Annotated in this window: 11 protein-coding genes; 7 read left to right on the top strand and 4 right to left on the bottom strand. The window is 66.7% G+C overall.

Translation table 11 applies throughout. The annotated features are described in order from the left end of the window. Positions 1-30: 30 nt before the first annotated feature. The 5 genes from nirD (at position 31) to ACFQ2S_RS17135 (ending at position 5,852) form a co-directional block, all read left to right on the top strand. On the top strand, positions 31-366 hold the full coding sequence (gene nirD, locus ACFQ2S_RS17115; protein ID WP_089234068.1) for a nitrite reductase small subunit NirD: 336 nt from the start codon (positions 31-33) through the stop codon (positions 364-366). Beyond that, a complete protein-coding gene (locus ACFQ2S_RS17120; RefSeq protein ID WP_386076307.1) occupies positions 366-3,077 on the top strand; it encodes a molybdopterin-dependent oxidoreductase in 2,712 nt (903 codons plus the stop codon). Before nirD ends, ACFQ2S_RS17120 begins: the two co-directional genes overlap by 1 nt. 26 nt (positions 3,078-3,103) lie before the next feature. Further along, complete coding sequence (locus ACFQ2S_RS17125; protein WP_176442902.1) at positions 3,104-3,268, top strand: hypothetical protein; 165 nt, start codon at positions 3,104-3,106, stop codon at positions 3,266-3,268. Positions 3,269-3,425: 157 nt separating this feature from the next. Beyond that, on the top strand, positions 3,426-4,511 hold the full coding sequence (locus tag ACFQ2S_RS17130; protein ID WP_386076310.1) for a flagellar motor switch protein FliG: 1,086 nt from the start codon (positions 3,426-3,428) through the stop codon (positions 4,509-4,511). A 378-nt stretch (positions 4,512-4,889) separates the two neighbouring features. Beyond that, complete coding sequence (locus ACFQ2S_RS17135) at positions 4,890-5,852, top strand: lysophospholipid acyltransferase family protein (RefSeq protein ID WP_386076311.1); 963 nt, start codon at positions 4,890-4,892, stop codon at positions 5,850-5,852. A gap of 2 nt (positions 5,853-5,854) precedes the next feature. Here ACFQ2S_RS17135 and ACFQ2S_RS17140 read toward each other — a convergent pair whose 3' ends face one another. Together ACFQ2S_RS17140 and ACFQ2S_RS17145 are read right to left on the bottom strand one after the other, a co-directional pair. Continuing rightward, on the bottom strand, positions 5,855-6,565 hold the full coding sequence (locus tag ACFQ2S_RS17140; RefSeq protein ID WP_386076312.1) for a DUF1223 domain-containing protein: 711 nt from the start codon (positions 6,563-6,565) through the stop codon (positions 5,855-5,857). A 105-nt stretch (positions 6,566-6,670) separates the two neighbouring features. After that, a complete protein-coding gene (locus ACFQ2S_RS17145) occupies positions 6,671-7,144 on the bottom strand; it encodes a LuxR C-terminal-related transcriptional regulator (protein WP_386076313.1) in 474 nt (157 codons plus the stop codon). 286 nt (positions 7,145-7,430) lie between these two features. Here ACFQ2S_RS17145 and acnA point away from each other — a divergent pair, with 286 nt between their 5' ends. Beyond that, on the top strand, positions 7,431-10,181 hold the full coding sequence (gene acnA, locus ACFQ2S_RS17150; protein WP_386076314.1) for an aconitate hydratase AcnA: 2,751 nt from the start codon (positions 7,431-7,433) through the stop codon (positions 10,179-10,181). Positions 10,182-10,324: 143 nt separating this feature from the next. Here the strand turns inward: acnA and ACFQ2S_RS17155 are convergent, their stop codons facing one another. Then, entirely contained in the window at positions 10,325-11,077 is a 753-nt protein-coding gene (locus ACFQ2S_RS17155) for a cytochrome c biogenesis CcdA family protein (RefSeq protein WP_386076316.1), read from the bottom strand. Between the two features lie 128 nt (positions 11,078-11,205). Here ACFQ2S_RS17155 and ACFQ2S_RS17160 point away from each other — a divergent pair, with 128 nt between their 5' ends. Further along, a complete protein-coding gene (locus ACFQ2S_RS17160; RefSeq protein WP_386076318.1) occupies positions 11,206-11,436 on the top strand; it encodes a sulfurtransferase TusA family protein in 231 nt (76 codons plus the stop codon). Between the two features lie 61 nt (positions 11,437-11,497). Here ACFQ2S_RS17160 and ACFQ2S_RS17165 read toward each other — a convergent pair whose 3' ends face one another. Then, the gene (locus tag ACFQ2S_RS17165) at positions 11,498-14,740 is read right to left on the bottom strand and encodes an Rne/Rng family ribonuclease (RefSeq protein ID WP_386076319.1); all 3,243 of its coding nucleotides are present in this window, start codon (positions 14,738-14,740) and stop codon (positions 11,498-11,500) included. Between the last annotated feature and the right edge of the window lie 305 nt (positions 14,741-15,045).

Genomic DNA, 15,045 nt, shown 5'->3' on the forward strand with positions numbered 1-15,045 from the left:
CCTCCCCGCCCTCCACCAAGGAATCGCCCCATGACCAACTGGATCGACATCGGCGCCCTCGAAGACATCCCTGCCCGCGGCGCCCGCGTGGTGCGCACGGCGCTCGGCTGCGTGGCGGTCTTCCGCACCGGCAGCGACGAGGTCTTCGCGCTGGAAGACCGCTGCCCGCACAAGGGCGGCCCGCTCTCCGAAGGCATCGTGCACGGCCAGAGCGTGACCTGCCCGCTGCACAACTGGGTCTTCAGCCTCGAGACCGGACTCGCCCAGGGCGCCGACCAGGGCCAGGTGCCGACCTTTCCCGCACGGGTCGAGGCCGGGCGCATCCTGCTCGACGCCACCCGCCTCGCCGAGCGGAGCGCCGCCTGATGGACGGCTCGGCCGCCCCCTCCCGGACGGACCCAGCGGTCGCACGCACCGCCGTGCGCACCACCTGCCCCTATTGCGGGGTGGGCTGCGGGATCCGGGCCACTCCGACCGGTGATGGCGGCCTCACGGTCGCGGGCGACAGCGACCATCCGGCCAACCGCGGCCGGCTCTGCTCCAAGGGGTCTGCGCTGGCCGAGACCACCGATCTCGAGAACCGCCTGCTCGCACCGCGCATTGACGGCCGCGAGGCGGGCTGGAACGAGGCGCTCGATCTCGTCGCCGACCGGTTCCGCGAGGCAATCGACCAGCACGGCCCGGACAGCGTCGCCTTCTACGTCTCCGGCCAACTGCTGACCGAGGATTACTACGTCGCCAACAAGCTGATGAAGGGGTTCATCGGCTCGGCCAATATCGACACCAACTCGCGGCTCTGCATGGCCTCTTCCGTGGCCGGCCACCGCCGCGCCTTCGGCACCGACACCGTGCCCGGGCTCTATGAGGATCTCGAAGAGGCCGAGCTGATTGTCCTCGTGGGCTCGAACCTCGCCTGGTGCCACCCGGTCCTGTTCCAGCGCATCGCAGCCGCGCGCAAGGCGAACCCCGCGCTGCGGATCGTCAACATCGACCCGCGCCGCACCGCGACCTCCGACATCGCGGATCTGCACCTCGCCATCGCCCCCGCCGGCGACGTGGCGCTGTGGAACGCCCTGCTCGCCCATCTCGCCGACACGGGGGCCGTCAACGACAGCTACGTCGCGGCCCATGTCGGTGGGTTCAAAGCCGCGCTGGAGGCCGCCCGCGATACCGACCCCGCGCTCAGCGGCCTGTCGCCAGAGGAGATCGCCGAGTTCCTCGCCCTCTGGTCCGGCACCGAGAGGGTGGTGACGATCTATTCTCAGGGTGTGAACCAGTCCTCCGCCGGCACCGACAAGGTCAACGCCATCCTCAACTGCCACCTGGCGACGGGCCGCATCGGCCGGCCCGGCATGGGGCCGTTCTCGGTCACCGGCCAGCCCAACGCGATGGGCGGGCGCGAGGTTGGCGGTCTGGCCAACATGCTCGCCTGCCACCTGGACATCGAGAACCCCGAGCATCGCGCCGCCGTGCGGGCCTTCTGGGGCGCCCCGGCGATGCCCGAAGCGCCCGGCCTGAAGGCGGTGGACATGTTCCGCGCCGTGGCCGACGGCCGGATCAAGGCGCTCTGGATCATCTGCACCAACCCGGCCGTCTCGATGCCCGATGCCGACGCCGTCCGGGACGCCATCGCCGGCTGCGCGTTCACCGTGGTCTCCGACATCACCGGCCAGACGGACACGGCCCGGCTTGCCCACGTGCTCCTGCCCGCCACCGGCTGGGCCGAGAAGGACGGCACCGTCACCAATTCCGAGCGGTGCATCAGCCGCCAGCGCGGGCTTCTGCCGGCCCCCGGGCAGGCCCGGCACGACTGGCGGATTCTGTCGGATGTCGCCGTCCGCATGGGCTGGGCGCAGGCCTTCGACTACGCCAGCCCGGCCGAGATTTTTCGCGAGTACGCAGCCCTCTCGGGGATTGCCGGTCAACTGGGTCGGGACTTCGACATCTCGGCCAAAGCGAGCCTGACCGATGCCGAATACGAGCGGCTGGAGCCTTTCCACTGGCCCTGCACCGCCAACCGCAGTGGGGAACGCTTCTTTGCCGAGGGCGGCTTCTTCACCGGCGACCGGCGAGCGCGAATGCTGCCGGTCAGCCACCGTCCGCCGCAATCGCGGCCGGATGCCGAGTTCCCCTTCGTGCTCAACACCGGGCGGGTGCGGGACCATTGGCACACGATGACCCGAACCGGGAAGTCGCCGCGCCTGAGCCAGCATATCGGGGAGCCATTCCTTGAGGTCCACCCCGAGGACGCCGCCCGCCTGGGCCTCGCGCCGGCCTCCGTGGCAGTGGTCACCAGCCGGCATGGCACGGCGCTGCTCAGGGTCCTGATCACCGACCGCGTGCGCCCGGGCGAGGTCTTCGCCCCGATGCATTGGACCGGGGAGACCGCACCCTCGGGCAGGATCGACGCGTTGGTCGCGCCCCAGACCGACCCGGTGTCCGGCCAGCCCGAGAGCAAGGCCAGCGTTGTCGCGATCCGCCCGATGGCGCCCGCCTGGCACGGATTTGCCGTCTCTCTCACCCGTATCATCCCCGAGACCGCCTATTGGGCCCAGGCCCGCATCCGTGGCGGCTGGCGCACGGAGCTTGCCGCACGGAGCCTACCCGAAAGCTGGGAGTCCGAGGCGCGTCGCCTGTTCGGATTGAAGTCACCCGGGATCGAAGCCGTCAGCATGATCGACCCGGCGCGCGGCGCGGCGCGCATCGCCTTCCTGCAGAACGGCCGCCTTGTCGCCGCGCTCTTCGCCGATTCCGGCCCGGTGGGCGTCTCACGCAGTTTCCTCGCCGGTGAACTCGGACAGATCGCGACAGCCGAGATCCTCTCGGGCCGGCCGGGCGCCGAACGTCCGGACCCTGGCGCCACCGTCTGCGCCTGTTTCGACGTCGGCGTGAACACGATTCTCGCGGCGATCCGCGATCAGGGGCTGCGCAGCGTCGAGCAGATCGGGACTGCCCTGCAAGCGGGCAGCAACTGCGGTTCCTGCAAACCGGAATTGCAGGCCCTGCTCGATGCCAACACCGCAGCTCCGGTCGCTCACACGGCGGATTTGCCGAAACGAACATTCGTGCTACCCTAACGTCACGCACGAACAGGAGACACACCATGCGACTGAAGACGACACTGGCCGCCCTCGCCCTTGCCGCCCTGCCCGCCGTGGCAGTGGCCGAATGCAGCTGGGACCATAGCAATAAAAGCGCCACGACCTGCCCCGAAGGCTCGGTGCTCGACTCGACGACCGGAAGCTGCGTCAAGCAGACGACAAGCTGACCCATCGATGCCGGCTTTCCCGGAGGCGGCGCGTCTCCGGGTGATCCGCCGGTAACCGCGCCTTAAGCGGATGTGCCTAGGCTCCGAACCGTCAGCGTTCAGGAGCCTTCTCTCTTTGGGTACCGTCCCTCCCCCGATTCCCGCCCCGATCCCGGCGATGCTCCCGGCCATCGGCGCCAAGGCCCCGGCGAAACTGCCCGCTGAGGCGCGCCCTGCCGCGATGGCGCCCCCTCCCGCACCGCGGATGCGGCTCTCCCGCAGGCAAAAGGCCGCGGTGATCGTCCGGCTGCTGCTGTCGGAAGGGGCCCCGCCACCGCTCGGGGACCTGCCGGAGGAGATTCAGGCGGATCTCACAACCCAGTTCGGCGAGCTTCGGTCGATCGACCGGGACACGCTGGCCGGCGTCGTCTCCGAATTCGTGGCCGAGATGGAGTCCATCGGCCTGACCTTTCCCGGGGGGATCGAGGGCGCACTCGGCCTGCTCGACGGGCATATCAGCGCCGCGACCGCCGCGCGCCTCCGGCGGGAGGCCGGTGTCGCCGCTCGCGGCGATCCGTGGGAACGCATTGCTGGCCTCGCGCAGGAACGTCTCGTAAAGGTTCTGGAGGAAGAAAGCACCGAGGTCGGCGCCGTGCTGCTCTCGAAGCTGGAGGTCAGTCAGGCGGCGCAATTGCTCGGGCAATTGCCTGGGGACCGGGCCCGGGCGCTCTCCTACGCGATCTCCCGCACTGGCAAGGTCCAGCCCGCCACCGTCCGCCGCATCGGCCTGTCGCTCGCCGCGCAACTCGACGCGGAGCCGATCAGCGCCTTCGAAGCCGGACCGGTGCAACGTGTGGGCGCGATCCTGAATTACAGCCGCGCCGCCACCCGCGACGAGGTGCTCGAAGGGCTGGACGAGACCGATGCTGCCTTCGCTGCCGAGGTTCGCAAGGCGATCTTCACCTTCGCCAACGTCCCCGCCCGGATCACACCTCGCGACATTCCCCGGATCGTACGCTCCATCGAACAGCCGGTTCTTGTCGTAGCATTGGCCCATGCCGCGACCACCGAGGAAATGGCAAAAGCCCGCGACTTCCTGCTCGAGAACATGTCTAAGCGGATGGCCGACGCCATCCGGGAGGAGATTGCCGAAGCGGGAACAGTCCGCGCCGAGGACGGAGAGGAAGCGATGAACACCCTGGTCGGCGAAATTCGTCGTATGGTGGAGGCCGGCGAGTTGCTACTGGTGGCGGAGGACGGCTGATCCACCGCGTTTGTCGCGGCTCCGGCTTCGCCCCCAGTTCGGCAGGCGCCGCGCGTGATCCACCCTGGTCAGGCGCCGGGCGTCCCCTGCGGGTAATGAAAGATCCTCATCAGTAGGCTGCGTCTGCCGGACACCTGGAAAGCTCCGCCCCACGGCGAAACAAACCCGTACGGCCAAAACCCTCTGCCGAGATTCCTGGAGGCCAGGCCGGCGCTCTGTGCAGACGGCCCGCCCTGTCGCGGGCGGAGGCAACGTGCGCGCTCGCACCGGTTCCGTGGCTCCGGGGGGCACACAGCCCCCGCCAGTGGGCGGCAAGCAGCCGGCCTCTCTTGTGAAGCCCGCCCCGTCCGCCTATCTGTTCGCGGCGCGAGGGCCGTGATGCAGACAAGTTCAACCACCGATGCGCCGGACACCGGCACCACTGGCGAGTGGCTGCAGGACCGTGCACTGCGTGCGGCCGTCTGGACTGCACGACGCCTGCCTTACGAAAGGCGGGTGCCCGTCTTCGGCGCCTTCGCGCGCCGCGCCGCCGGGCGTTTCACCCCGTTTTACCGCCGAATGCTGGAAAATCTCGACTATGTCTGGCCGGACATGGACCTGGACCGTCGGCGCGAAATCGCCGCGCAGGCTGGCGACAATTTCGGCCGGGCGCTGATCGAGCATTACTCCATGGCCGAACTGGCAGAGCGCATGTCCAAGGTCGTGCCCACCGGTCCGGGGGCCGACGCGTTGCGCCAGGCGCGTCAGGACGGTCGCCCCATCGTCTTGCTGACTGGGCACTACGGGAACTACGAAGCCGCGCGCTTGAGCCTGATCGCGAGCGGACTGCCGCTCGGCGGCCTCTACCGACCGATGGCCAACCCCTACATGAACCGCCATTACGTCGACTCGGTCGAAGGGCTCGGCAGCGGGCCGCTGTTCCCGCAAGGCCGTCAGGGCATGGCCCGGATGCTGCGTCACCTCAAGGGCGGCGGTGCGGCGATGATCCTGAACGATCTCTATGTCGGCAGCGGCGAGGAGATGAATTTCCTTGGCAAGCCGGCGATGACCGGACTTTCCGCGGCGGAGCTCGCCCTGAAACTCGATGCCGCGCTGATCCCGTTCTACGGAATTCGCAACCCCGACGGGCTGAGCTTCCGCGTCGAGATAGAGCCCAAAATCCCGCCGTCCGACGCCCGGACCATGACGGAAGCCTTCAACCGTTCCCTCGAAGCGCGAATCGAGCAGGATCCCGGGCAATGGTTCTGGATCCACCGCCGCTGGAAGAGAAAATGGAACCGCGGAAAGGGGATGGTGCCCGGACTTCACCCGGCCGCCCTGCCACGGCGCAAATCCGACTGAGCTCAGCGCAGATCGGCCGCCGCGAGGATTCGCCCGTTTCCGGCCTTCTGGACGATCACCGCCACGGCATCCGGGCCCGGCACCTCGGCGCTCAGGTCCAGTGGCTCGGAGCCGGTCCATTCCGCCAGGATCGACCATTCGGTGACGATGTTGGTGTAGGTCAGGGTGCGGCCAGCGTTCTCGCCGCGGCCGATCTCGACCACCTGATGGGGCATGTACCGCACGAGCTGAACCAGAAGCGGGCCCTTGGCGGTTACAGGGGTATCGGACATGATCCGCACAGTATCCCCGTCGCGCTCCACGTCGAGGTCGATCGCCGGCTCCTGCTGAACGTGGCGCATGACGGCATCGGCCACTTCCATCGGCCGCGTGCCGACGATCTGTTCGACACCGCCGATGATCATCTGAGGGGTATAAATCGACCGGCTGCCCGCGATCTTCGCATAGGCCTTCTGCCGCCGCGTGTGCTCCGGGCGCGCGAAACTGTCGGCCCAGCCGATGTAGTCCCAGTAGTCGACATGCAACGCAAGCGGCAGCACATCGTCCCTCTCGGCCAGACGCTCCAGCAATTCATCCGCCGGCGGACACGAGGAGCACCCCTGCGAGGTGAACAGCTCGATCACCACACGGTTTTCGTCGGCTCGTGCAGGCCCGGACAGGCAGACAATCGGAAGGCCCGCCGCCAGACCAGCGGCCAGAGCAAAGAGTTTCATACGGAGTCTTTCATTTCCCCTACAGGAAAATGTCATACCCCCGGCCACTTGCAACAACCAATCAAGACTCTGTGGGAACTGCGTCAGAGCTTCGTGTGCCTGAGGTCACTCCGGCCGGTAAATGCGGCGGAACGGGTCGGGAATGCCGCCGACGCCGTATTTGTCGTTCCAGTCCTTGGGGATGCCGCCGCTCGCCTTCTCGTATTCCGCGGCCGGGATCTTGGCCAGCACCGGGGTCATAAGCTGGCGCAGGTCGCGCCTCTGGCCGACCTCGAGCTTGCGCAGCATCGAGTCGACCCAGTCCTTGACCTCGGCCTCATCGACTTCGAGGCAGACGGCGATCTCGTGGTTCGAGCGGTTGTCGAGCACCATCTGCAGCGCCACATGCTCGGCCGGCGTCATTGCGTGCAGGGCCGAGACCATGCGCGGCGGCACGCCCGCGGCGATGCTGCCCAGGGCATCGTAAAGGCCGAGCAGCCGGTCGACCTTGGCATCGACCTTGCGCAATTGCGTGGTCAACTCCCTGAGCGTCGATTCGATGCTGTCCAACTCGCCGCCGGTGTTGCTGCTGTCTGTCATGGCAATGCCTCCCCTCCCCGGTGCCCCGCCGCGCGCGGCTGCCGGGTCTCTACGGCCCGTGTTGTCTCCCATGCGGAGCGCGCGGGCAATCCCCATGCGTCTCCGGCAGGGGCCGAAATGGCCGCAGGAGGGCCTGTCCGAAGCCGTACAGGACCTCGGATCTCCGGCTTGGTGTGCAATGGTATACAAAAAATTGCCGCACCCCCCGATCTTCGCTTGATTGCGCAGGATTCCTCAGGCACATGCACGGTCAGCGAACCCCTGGACACGAAAGGGAGGCCATCTCATGCCTATCAAAGTCGGAACGGACACCGCCAAGACCCGCAAGGATCTGACCGTCGGTGGCAAGACCTATTCCTATTACTCCATCCCCGCCGCGCAGGCTGCCGGGCTTGGCGATTTCTCCAAGTTGCCCGCCGCGCTGAAGGTGGTTCTGGAGAACATGCTCCGCTTCGAGGACGCCGGTTTCACCGTCTCCGTCGACGACATCAAGGCCTTCGCCGAATGGGGCGAATTGGGTGGCAAGAACCCACGCGAGATCGCCTATCGCCCGGCCCGCGTGCTGATGCAGGACTTCACCGGCGTTCCCGCCGTGGTCGACCTCGCAGCCATGCGTGACGGCATAAAGGGCCTCGGCGGCGACGCCCAGCAGATCAACCCGCTGAACCCGGTCGACCTCGTGATCGACCACTCGGTGATGATCGACGAGTTCGGCAACCCGCGCGCCTTCCAGATGAACGTGGACCGCGAGTACGAGCGGAACATGGAGCGCTATACCTTCCTCAAATGGGGCCAGAACGCGTTCAACAACTTCCGCGTGGTGCCGCCGGGAACCGGCATCTGCCACCAGGTGAACCTGGAATACCTGGCCCAGACCGTCTGGACCGACACCGACCAGGACGGCAAGGAAGTCGCCTACCCCGACACGCTCGTCGGCACCGACAGCCACACCACCATGGTCAATGGCATGGCCGTCCTCGGCTGGGGCGTGGGCGGCATCGAAGCCGAGGCCGCGATGCTCGGCCAGCCGATCTCCATGCTGATCCCCGAGGTCGTGGGCTTCAAGCTGACCGGTGAGATGGTCGAAGGCACCACCGGCACCGACCTCGTGCTGAAGGTCGTCGAGATGCTCCGCAAGAAGGGCGTGGTCGGAAAGTTCGTGGAATTCTATGGTCCCGGCCTCGACAACCTGCCGCTGGCCGACCGTGCGACGATCGCCAACATGGCCCCGGAATACGGCGCGACCTGCGGCTTCTTCCCGATCGACAACGAGACGCTCCGTTACCTGCGCCAGACCGGCCGGGACGAGGACCGCATCGCGCTGGTCGAGGCCTATGCCAAGGAGAACGGCTTCTGGCGCGGCGCGGATTATGCGCCGGTCTACACCGACACGCTGGAGCTCGACATGGGCACCATCGTTCCGGCGATCTCCGGTCCGAAGCGCCCGCAGGATTACCTGCCGCTGACCACCGCCTCTTCCGCCTTCGAAAAGGTCGTGGCCGAATACCGCGGCATCGACATCTCCAACGGCGCCAAGGACATGGCGGCCGAGGGCCCGGCGGCGACCAAGCCGGTGAACCTGCACAAGACCGCGACGGTCGAGGGCGAGTCCTACGAGCTGCGCGACGGCTCCGTGGTGATCGCCTCGATCACCTCCTGCACCAACACGTCGAACCCCTACGTGCTGATCGGGGCCGGCCTGGTGGCGCGCAAGGCGCGCGCGCTCGGGCTCAACCGCAAGCCCTGGGTCAAGACCTCGCTAGCGCCCGGCTCCCAGGTGGTGACCGAGTACCTGGAGGCCGCCGGCCTGCAGGAGGACCTCGACGCCATCGGCTTCAACCTCGTGGGTTACGGCTGCACCACCTGCATCGGCAACTCCGGCCCGCTGCAGCCGGAGATCTCCAAGGCGATCAACGAGAACGATCTGATCGCCACCTCGGTGCTCTCGGGCAACCGGAACTTCGAGGGCCGGATCAGCCCCGATGTCCGCGCCAACTACCTCGCGTCGCCGCCGCTCGTGGTGGCCTATGCGCTGGCCGGTGACATGAACATTGACATCACCTCCGAGCCTCTGGGCCAGGACAAGGACGGCAACGACGTCTATCTCAAGGACATCTGGCCAACCAACAAGGAGATCACCGACCTGGTGCACCAGACCGTCACCCGCGAAGCCTTCCTCAAGAAGTATGCCGATGTGTTCAAGGGCGACGAGAAGTGGCAGGGCGTGGAGATCACCGACGCGGAGACCTACGACTGGCCATCGACCTCGACCTACATCCAGAACCCGCCCTATTTCCAGGGCATGGGCATGGAGCCGGGCGTGATCAGCAACATCGAGGGCGCCAAGGTTCTGGCGCTGCTCGGCGACATGATCACAACCGACCACATCTCGCCCGCCGGATCCTTCAAGGATACGACGCCGGCCGGTAAGTACCTGATCGACCGGCAGGTTCCGGTGCGGGAGTTCAACTCCTACGGGTCGCGTCGCGGCAACCACGAAGTGATGATGCGCGGTACCTTTGCCAACATCCGCATCAAGAACGAGATGCTGGACGGCGTCGAGGGCGGCTATACCAAGGGCCCGGACGGCGCGCAGACCTCGATCTACGACGCCTCGATGGCCTACCAGGAAGCCGGAACCCCGCTGGTGATCTTTGGTGGCGAGCAGTACGGCGCCGGCTCTTCCCGTGACTGGGCGGCCAAGGGCACCGCGCTGCTGGGCGTCAAGGCGGTCATCGCGGAGAGCTTCGAGCGCATCCACCGCTCCAACCTCGTCGGCATGGGCGTGATTCCGTTCGAGTTCACCGGCGGCGACACCCGCAAGTCTCTGGGCCTCACCGGCGACGAGACGGTCTCGATCTCCGGCCTCGACACGATCAAGCCGCTGCAGGAGGTGCCCTGCACCATCACCCGCGCCAATGGCGAAGTCCTCGAGATCACGCTGAAGTGCCGGATCGATACCGCGGTCGAGATCGAATATATCGAGAACGGCGGCGTGCTGCACTACGTGCTGCGCAACCTCGCGAAGGCCTCGTAAGAGGCGCGCGAAGCACCGCAAGGACGAACGCCCCGGCCGGGTCTACCGGCCGGGGCGTTTTCATTTGAGAAGTGCCGGACCAACGGCGGTGGCTGGGGCTCCGCCCCAGACCCCGGGGTACTTCTGCCAAGAAGAGAGGGCGGTCAGCCCAGTAGGGCGAGGCTGGGGAAGGTTTCGAGCAGCCAGTAGGAGAATTGCGAGAAGCCGCCGGTGAGCATCAGCAGGCCGATCGTCCAGAGCAGCAGGCCCATGATCCGTTCGATGCGATCCATGTGGCGCTTCATCCAGGCCATCACGCCGCCGAGGCTGGGAAAGAAGGCGGCGACCAGCAGGAAAGGCACACCGAGACCGATAGCGTAGACGGCCAGCAGCAGTGTGCCGCGCGCCATGTCGGCCTCGGACGCGGCCAGCGACAGGATCGCGCCGAGTTGCGGGCCGATGCAGGGGGTCCAGCCGAAGGCGAAGGCGAGCCCGAGCACATAGGCGCCAAAGGCCGTGCCGCCGCGGTCGCCGGCGTCCAGCCGCGCCTCCCGCTCGAGAAAGGGAATGCGGAAGACGCCAAGGAAATGCATCCCGAAAACCATAACAAGAAGCCCTGCGAGCGCGTTGAATACGCCCTGGTTCTGCAGGAAGAACGCGCCAAAGGCCGAAGCGGTGAAGCCCAGAAAGAGAAAGACGGTCGACAGCCCGAGCACGAAGAACAGCGCCGTTAGGATCACCCGGCCGCGACCGGAACCTCCGGAAGACATGTCGGTCATCGACACTCCGCCCATGTAGGCCAGGTATGGCGGCACGATGGGCAGCACGCAGGGGCTGAGGAAGCTGATCAGCCCCGCGACGAGGGCGATGGCCATGGCCGGCATCAGGCCGGCGTCGATGATGTCCAGTCCGGGCATTGGAGCTCCTTTTTTTCCCACCTATCAAGCGGCTTCGAGCGCGTCACGGGGGCGTCGCGTCACATTGCCGTGGTTGCGGCGCTGCTGGGCTGTGGACGACGCGTTGCGGGCGGCATACATCCTCGGCTATGGATGAGCTGACGACACTTGACGCACGCGGGCTGCTCTGCCCGCTTCCGGTGCTGCGCGCCCGCAAAGCGCTTGGCGCGCTGGCTGCAGGCGAATGCTTGCGGGTGCTGACCGATGATCCGGCAGCGCTGATCGACATGCCGCATTTCTGCGCGGAATCCGGGCATCTGCTGCTGGAACATGCCGATGCCGGCGATCACCAGGTTTTCACCCTGAAGAAGAAGGGCTGAGGCCGAAACGGGAACGGGCGGCCAATGAGGGCCACCCGTTCCTTGTCCATTTCCCTTCCGCTCAGCGACCGACAGACCACCAGCCGCGACGCTTGGGCTTGGATGCATCCTCCTCCACCGCTTGCGGGGTTTCCTCGACGAGCGCCTCGGCCATCTCGGGCTCCGGCTCGGCAGGAGCGGCCTCGGTCACTTCGGCCTGCGCGACGGGCTCGGGCGCCGGTTCCGGAGACTCGGCAGACGTTTCCTCGGCGATCTCCGCCACGGGCTCCGGCTGGCCTTCCTCAACCAGCGCAGGCTCCGGCGCGGATTCGGGTTCGGCCTGCGCCTCTTCGAAGGCGGCGGGCGCTTCGGCGGCTTCCTCCGCGACAGGATCAGCCGTTTCAATTCCCCCGGCTTCCGTTTGCTTGATCGGAGCTGAGATCTCTTCCGAAGCCATGGCTTCGGTGCCAGCCTCGTCCGTCGTGGCCTCGGTCGTTTCGTCGGACGACTTGGACCGCGAGCGCGACCGACGGCGGCGGCGCGGACGGGATGACTTCTGCTGCTCATCTCCATCCTCGGTAGAGGCTTCGGAGGATTGAGTCTCGTTCTCGGAGCTCTCTTCGCCGGTATCCGCAGACCCGGCTTCCTGCTGCGCGTTCTCGGCTTCGGACCCCTGACCGTCGCCATTTTCCTGGCCCGAAGGGGCCCCCTTGCGGCGACGACGACGGCGGCGCTTCTTCTTGGTGCCTCCGTCCTCGGACGTCGCCTCCGGAGCCTCCGGGGTGTCCTCCTCCTGGATCTCGACCGCGTCCTCGGCGTCCTCGTCGATCTCCGGCATGTCGGAGGTGTCGATCGAGATCACGGGCGCGGAGACTTCCGGCACCCAGCGAGTCGCGGTCTTGAACTTCTCGATGGAGAAATCCGGCGGTATCAGCGCGGGATCGGATTCGATCCGCACCGCCATGCCGTACTGGGTCTCGATATGGGCGATGTGCTCGCGCTTCTGGTTGATCAGGAAGTTGCAGATCGAGGGCGGCACCTTGACCAGCACCTCGCGCGACCGGCGACGGCCGCCTTCCTCTTCCAGCTGACGCAGTATCTGCAGACCGATGCTGTCGGACGAGCGCAGCAGGCCGGTGCCGTGGCAATGCGGGCACGGCTGCGTGGTCGCTTCCAGCATGCCGGGGCGCAGGCGCTGGCGGGACATCTCCAGCAGGCCGAAGCCCGAGATGCGGCCGACCTGGATCCGCGCGCGGTCGGTCTTGAGCTTGTCCTTGAAGCGCTTCTCGACGGCGGCGTTGTTCTTGCGCTCTTCCATGTCGATGAAGTCGATCACGATCAGACCGGCCAAGTCGCGCAAGCGGAGTTGGCGGGCCACCTCCTCGGCGGCTTCCAGGTTGGTCTTGAGCGCCGTCTCCTCGATCGAGCCTTCCTTGGTGGCCCGGCCGGAGTTGACGTCGATCGCCACCAGCGCCTCGGTGACGCCAATGACGATATAACCGCCGGACTTGAGCTGGACCGTCGGATTGAACATCGCCGCGAGGTAGCTCTCCACCTGGTAGCGGGCAAAGAGCGGCATGGTGTCGGTGTACTGCTTCACGTTCTTGGCGTGGGACGGCATGATCATCTTCATGAAGTCCTTGGCCACGCGGTAGCCGTGTTCTCCCTCGACGAAAACCTCGTCGATGTCACGATTGTAGAGGTCGCGGATCGAGCGCTTGATCAGGTTGCCTTCCTCGTAGATCGGTGCGGGCGCGATCGACTTGAGGGTGAGTTCGCGGATCTGCTCCCAGAGCCGCTTGAGATATTCGTAGTCGCGCTTGATCTCCGCCTTGGTGCGCTTGGCCCCCGCCGTGCGGATGATCAGGCCGGCGCCTTCGGGCACCTCGATCTCGCCGGCGATCTCCTTGAGCTTCTTGCGGTCCGCCGCGTTGGTGATCTTGCGGGAGATGCCACCGCCACGGGCGGTGTTGGGCATCAGCACGCAGTATCGGCCGGCAAGGCTGAGATAGGTCGTCAGCGCGGCGCCCTTGTTGCCGCGCTCTTCCTTGACCACCTGCACCAGCATGATCTGCCGGACCTTGATGACTTCCTGGATCTTGTAGCGGCGCATCCGCGGCTTGCGCGGACGGCGGATCTCTTCCTGGACGTCCTCTTCGGCGACGGATTCGATCTCGGCCTTCGGATCGGGGCCCTCCTGGGCCTCGTCGTCCTCGTCTTCGTCCTCAGCCTGCTCGTCGGCTTCGGCGTTCTCCACAGCGGCCTCTTCCGGCTCGGCATCGGCGGCAGGCGCATCGGCCTCGGCTGCTGCTTCCGGCTCGGCGGGGGCTTCCGCCGCCTCAGGGGCTTCCTCTTCCGCCAACACTTCAGGCTCGGCCGGCGATTCGGCGGTCTCGGTGCCTTCGTCTTCGGCTGCCGGTGCCTCCTCGGCTTCGGCGGTTTCCGGCTCGACGGCGGCTTCGCCGTCGGCATCGACCTCGCCCGAAGTCACGACGTCATCCTCGTCGTCCTCGATCCTGGCGGCGATGGTGCCGCTGCGCGGCGTTTCGGGCTCGTCCGACTCGGCGTCCTCGGCCGAAGCGACCTCGTTCTCGGCGACCTCAGACTCGGCCTCTGTCTCGGCTTCCGCCGTAACGACCGCTTCCTCTGCGGGCGCAGATTCAGTTTCCGCCGTGGCGCCAGCCTCCGCGCTCTCGGCCTGAGCGGCGTCCTCGGCAACTTCCGTCGCCTCGTCGGCTTCCGCCTGTTCAGCTTCGTCGGCCTCGGGCTTCGACGCCTCGGCTTTGGCTTTCTTCCGCGTCTGCTTCGGCCGCGGCGCCTCGTCCTCGATCAGCTGAAGCGGATCGGAATCCTCGGCCTCGTTCTCGGCATCGTCGAACTCGACGACGTCCATTCCCTCGACGCTGGGACGCGTCTCGGTTGTGGCCTCGGTCGACTTTTCCTTGTCCTTGTCGCGGGAGCGCGAGGACCGCCGGCGGGAGCGCGAGCGGCTGCTCTTCTTGCTCTCCTCGGCTTCTTCTTCTTCCTCGGCCTCCGCATAGGCGCGTTCCTCGGCCAGCAGGGCCTGCCGGTCCGCAACCGGGATCTGGTAGTAATCCGGGTGGATCTCCGAGAAGGCCAGGAAGCCGTGGCGGTTTCCGCCGTAATCGACAAAGGCCGCCTGGAGCGAGGGCTCTACGCGGGTGACTTTTGCGAGGTAGATATTGCCAGCGAGCTGGCGCTTGTTGACGGATTCGAAATCGAACTCGTCAACCTTGTTTCCGTCGACCACAACAACGCGGGTCTCTTCCGCGTGGGTGGCGTCGATGAGCATCTTCTTTGCCATGTATGACTTTCGCACCCCGGTGGCGTCCACGTCCGGTCAGGCGCGGGAAGGGGATCGGGGCGTATGTTTGAGGCGGGAAAGGCGGGCATTGCAACAGCGGCACGGGCCGCTTGACGCGTCCTGCCTGCTCTGTTGTGTCGCCTCGCGCGTTCCATCGCGGTTCTTGTCTCCGATGTCGTCGCGGTCGAGCGCGCGGCATCAATTCAGGATTTCGCCCGGGCTGCGCCGCGAGCATATGGCCTGTTATGACCGGTTTACCCTGTCCCCGACTGCCAGCAGATGGCTGGCAAATTTCGGGTACAGTG

It is taken from the genome of Tropicimonas aquimaris (assembly GCF_042676185.1).
Taxonomy (GTDB): Bacteria; Pseudomonadota; Alphaproteobacteria; order Rhodobacterales; family Rhodobacteraceae; genus Tropicimonas; species Tropicimonas aquimaris.

Coding starts and splice junctions, on each gene's coding strand:
- nirD (WP_089234068.1), top strand. CDS start 31: ATGACCAACTGGATCGACATCGGCGCCCTCGAAGACATCCCTGCCCGC.
- ACFQ2S_RS17120 (WP_386076307.1), top strand. CDS start 366: ATGGACGGCTCGGCCGCCCCCTCCCGGACGGACCCAGCGGTCGCACGC.
- ACFQ2S_RS17125 (WP_176442902.1), top strand. CDS start 3,104: ATGCGACTGAAGACGACACTGGCCGCCCTCGCCCTTGCCGCCCTGCCC.
- ACFQ2S_RS17130 (WP_386076310.1), top strand. CDS start 3,426: ATGCTCCCGGCCATCGGCGCCAAGGCCCCGGCGAAACTGCCCGCTGAG.
- ACFQ2S_RS17135 (WP_386076311.1), top strand. CDS start 4,890: ATGCAGACAAGTTCAACCACCGATGCGCCGGACACCGGCACCACTGGC.
- ACFQ2S_RS17140 (WP_386076312.1), bottom strand. CDS start 6,565: ATGAAACTCTTTGCTCTGGCCGCTGGTCTGGCGGCGGGCCTTCCGATT.
- ACFQ2S_RS17145 (WP_386076313.1), bottom strand. CDS start 7,144: ATGACAGACAGCAGCAACACCGGCGGCGAGTTGGACAGCATCGAATCG.
- acnA (WP_386076314.1), top strand. CDS start 7,431: ATGCCTATCAAAGTCGGAACGGACACCGCCAAGACCCGCAAGGATCTG.
- ACFQ2S_RS17155 (WP_386076316.1), bottom strand. CDS start 11,077: ATGCCCGGACTGGACATCATCGACGCCGGCCTGATGCCGGCCATGGCC.
- ACFQ2S_RS17160 (WP_386076318.1), top strand. CDS start 11,206: ATGGATGAGCTGACGACACTTGACGCACGCGGGCTGCTCTGCCCGCTT.
- ACFQ2S_RS17165 (WP_386076319.1), bottom strand. CDS start 14,740: ATGGCAAAGAAGATGCTCATCGACGCCACCCACGCGGAAGAGACCCGC.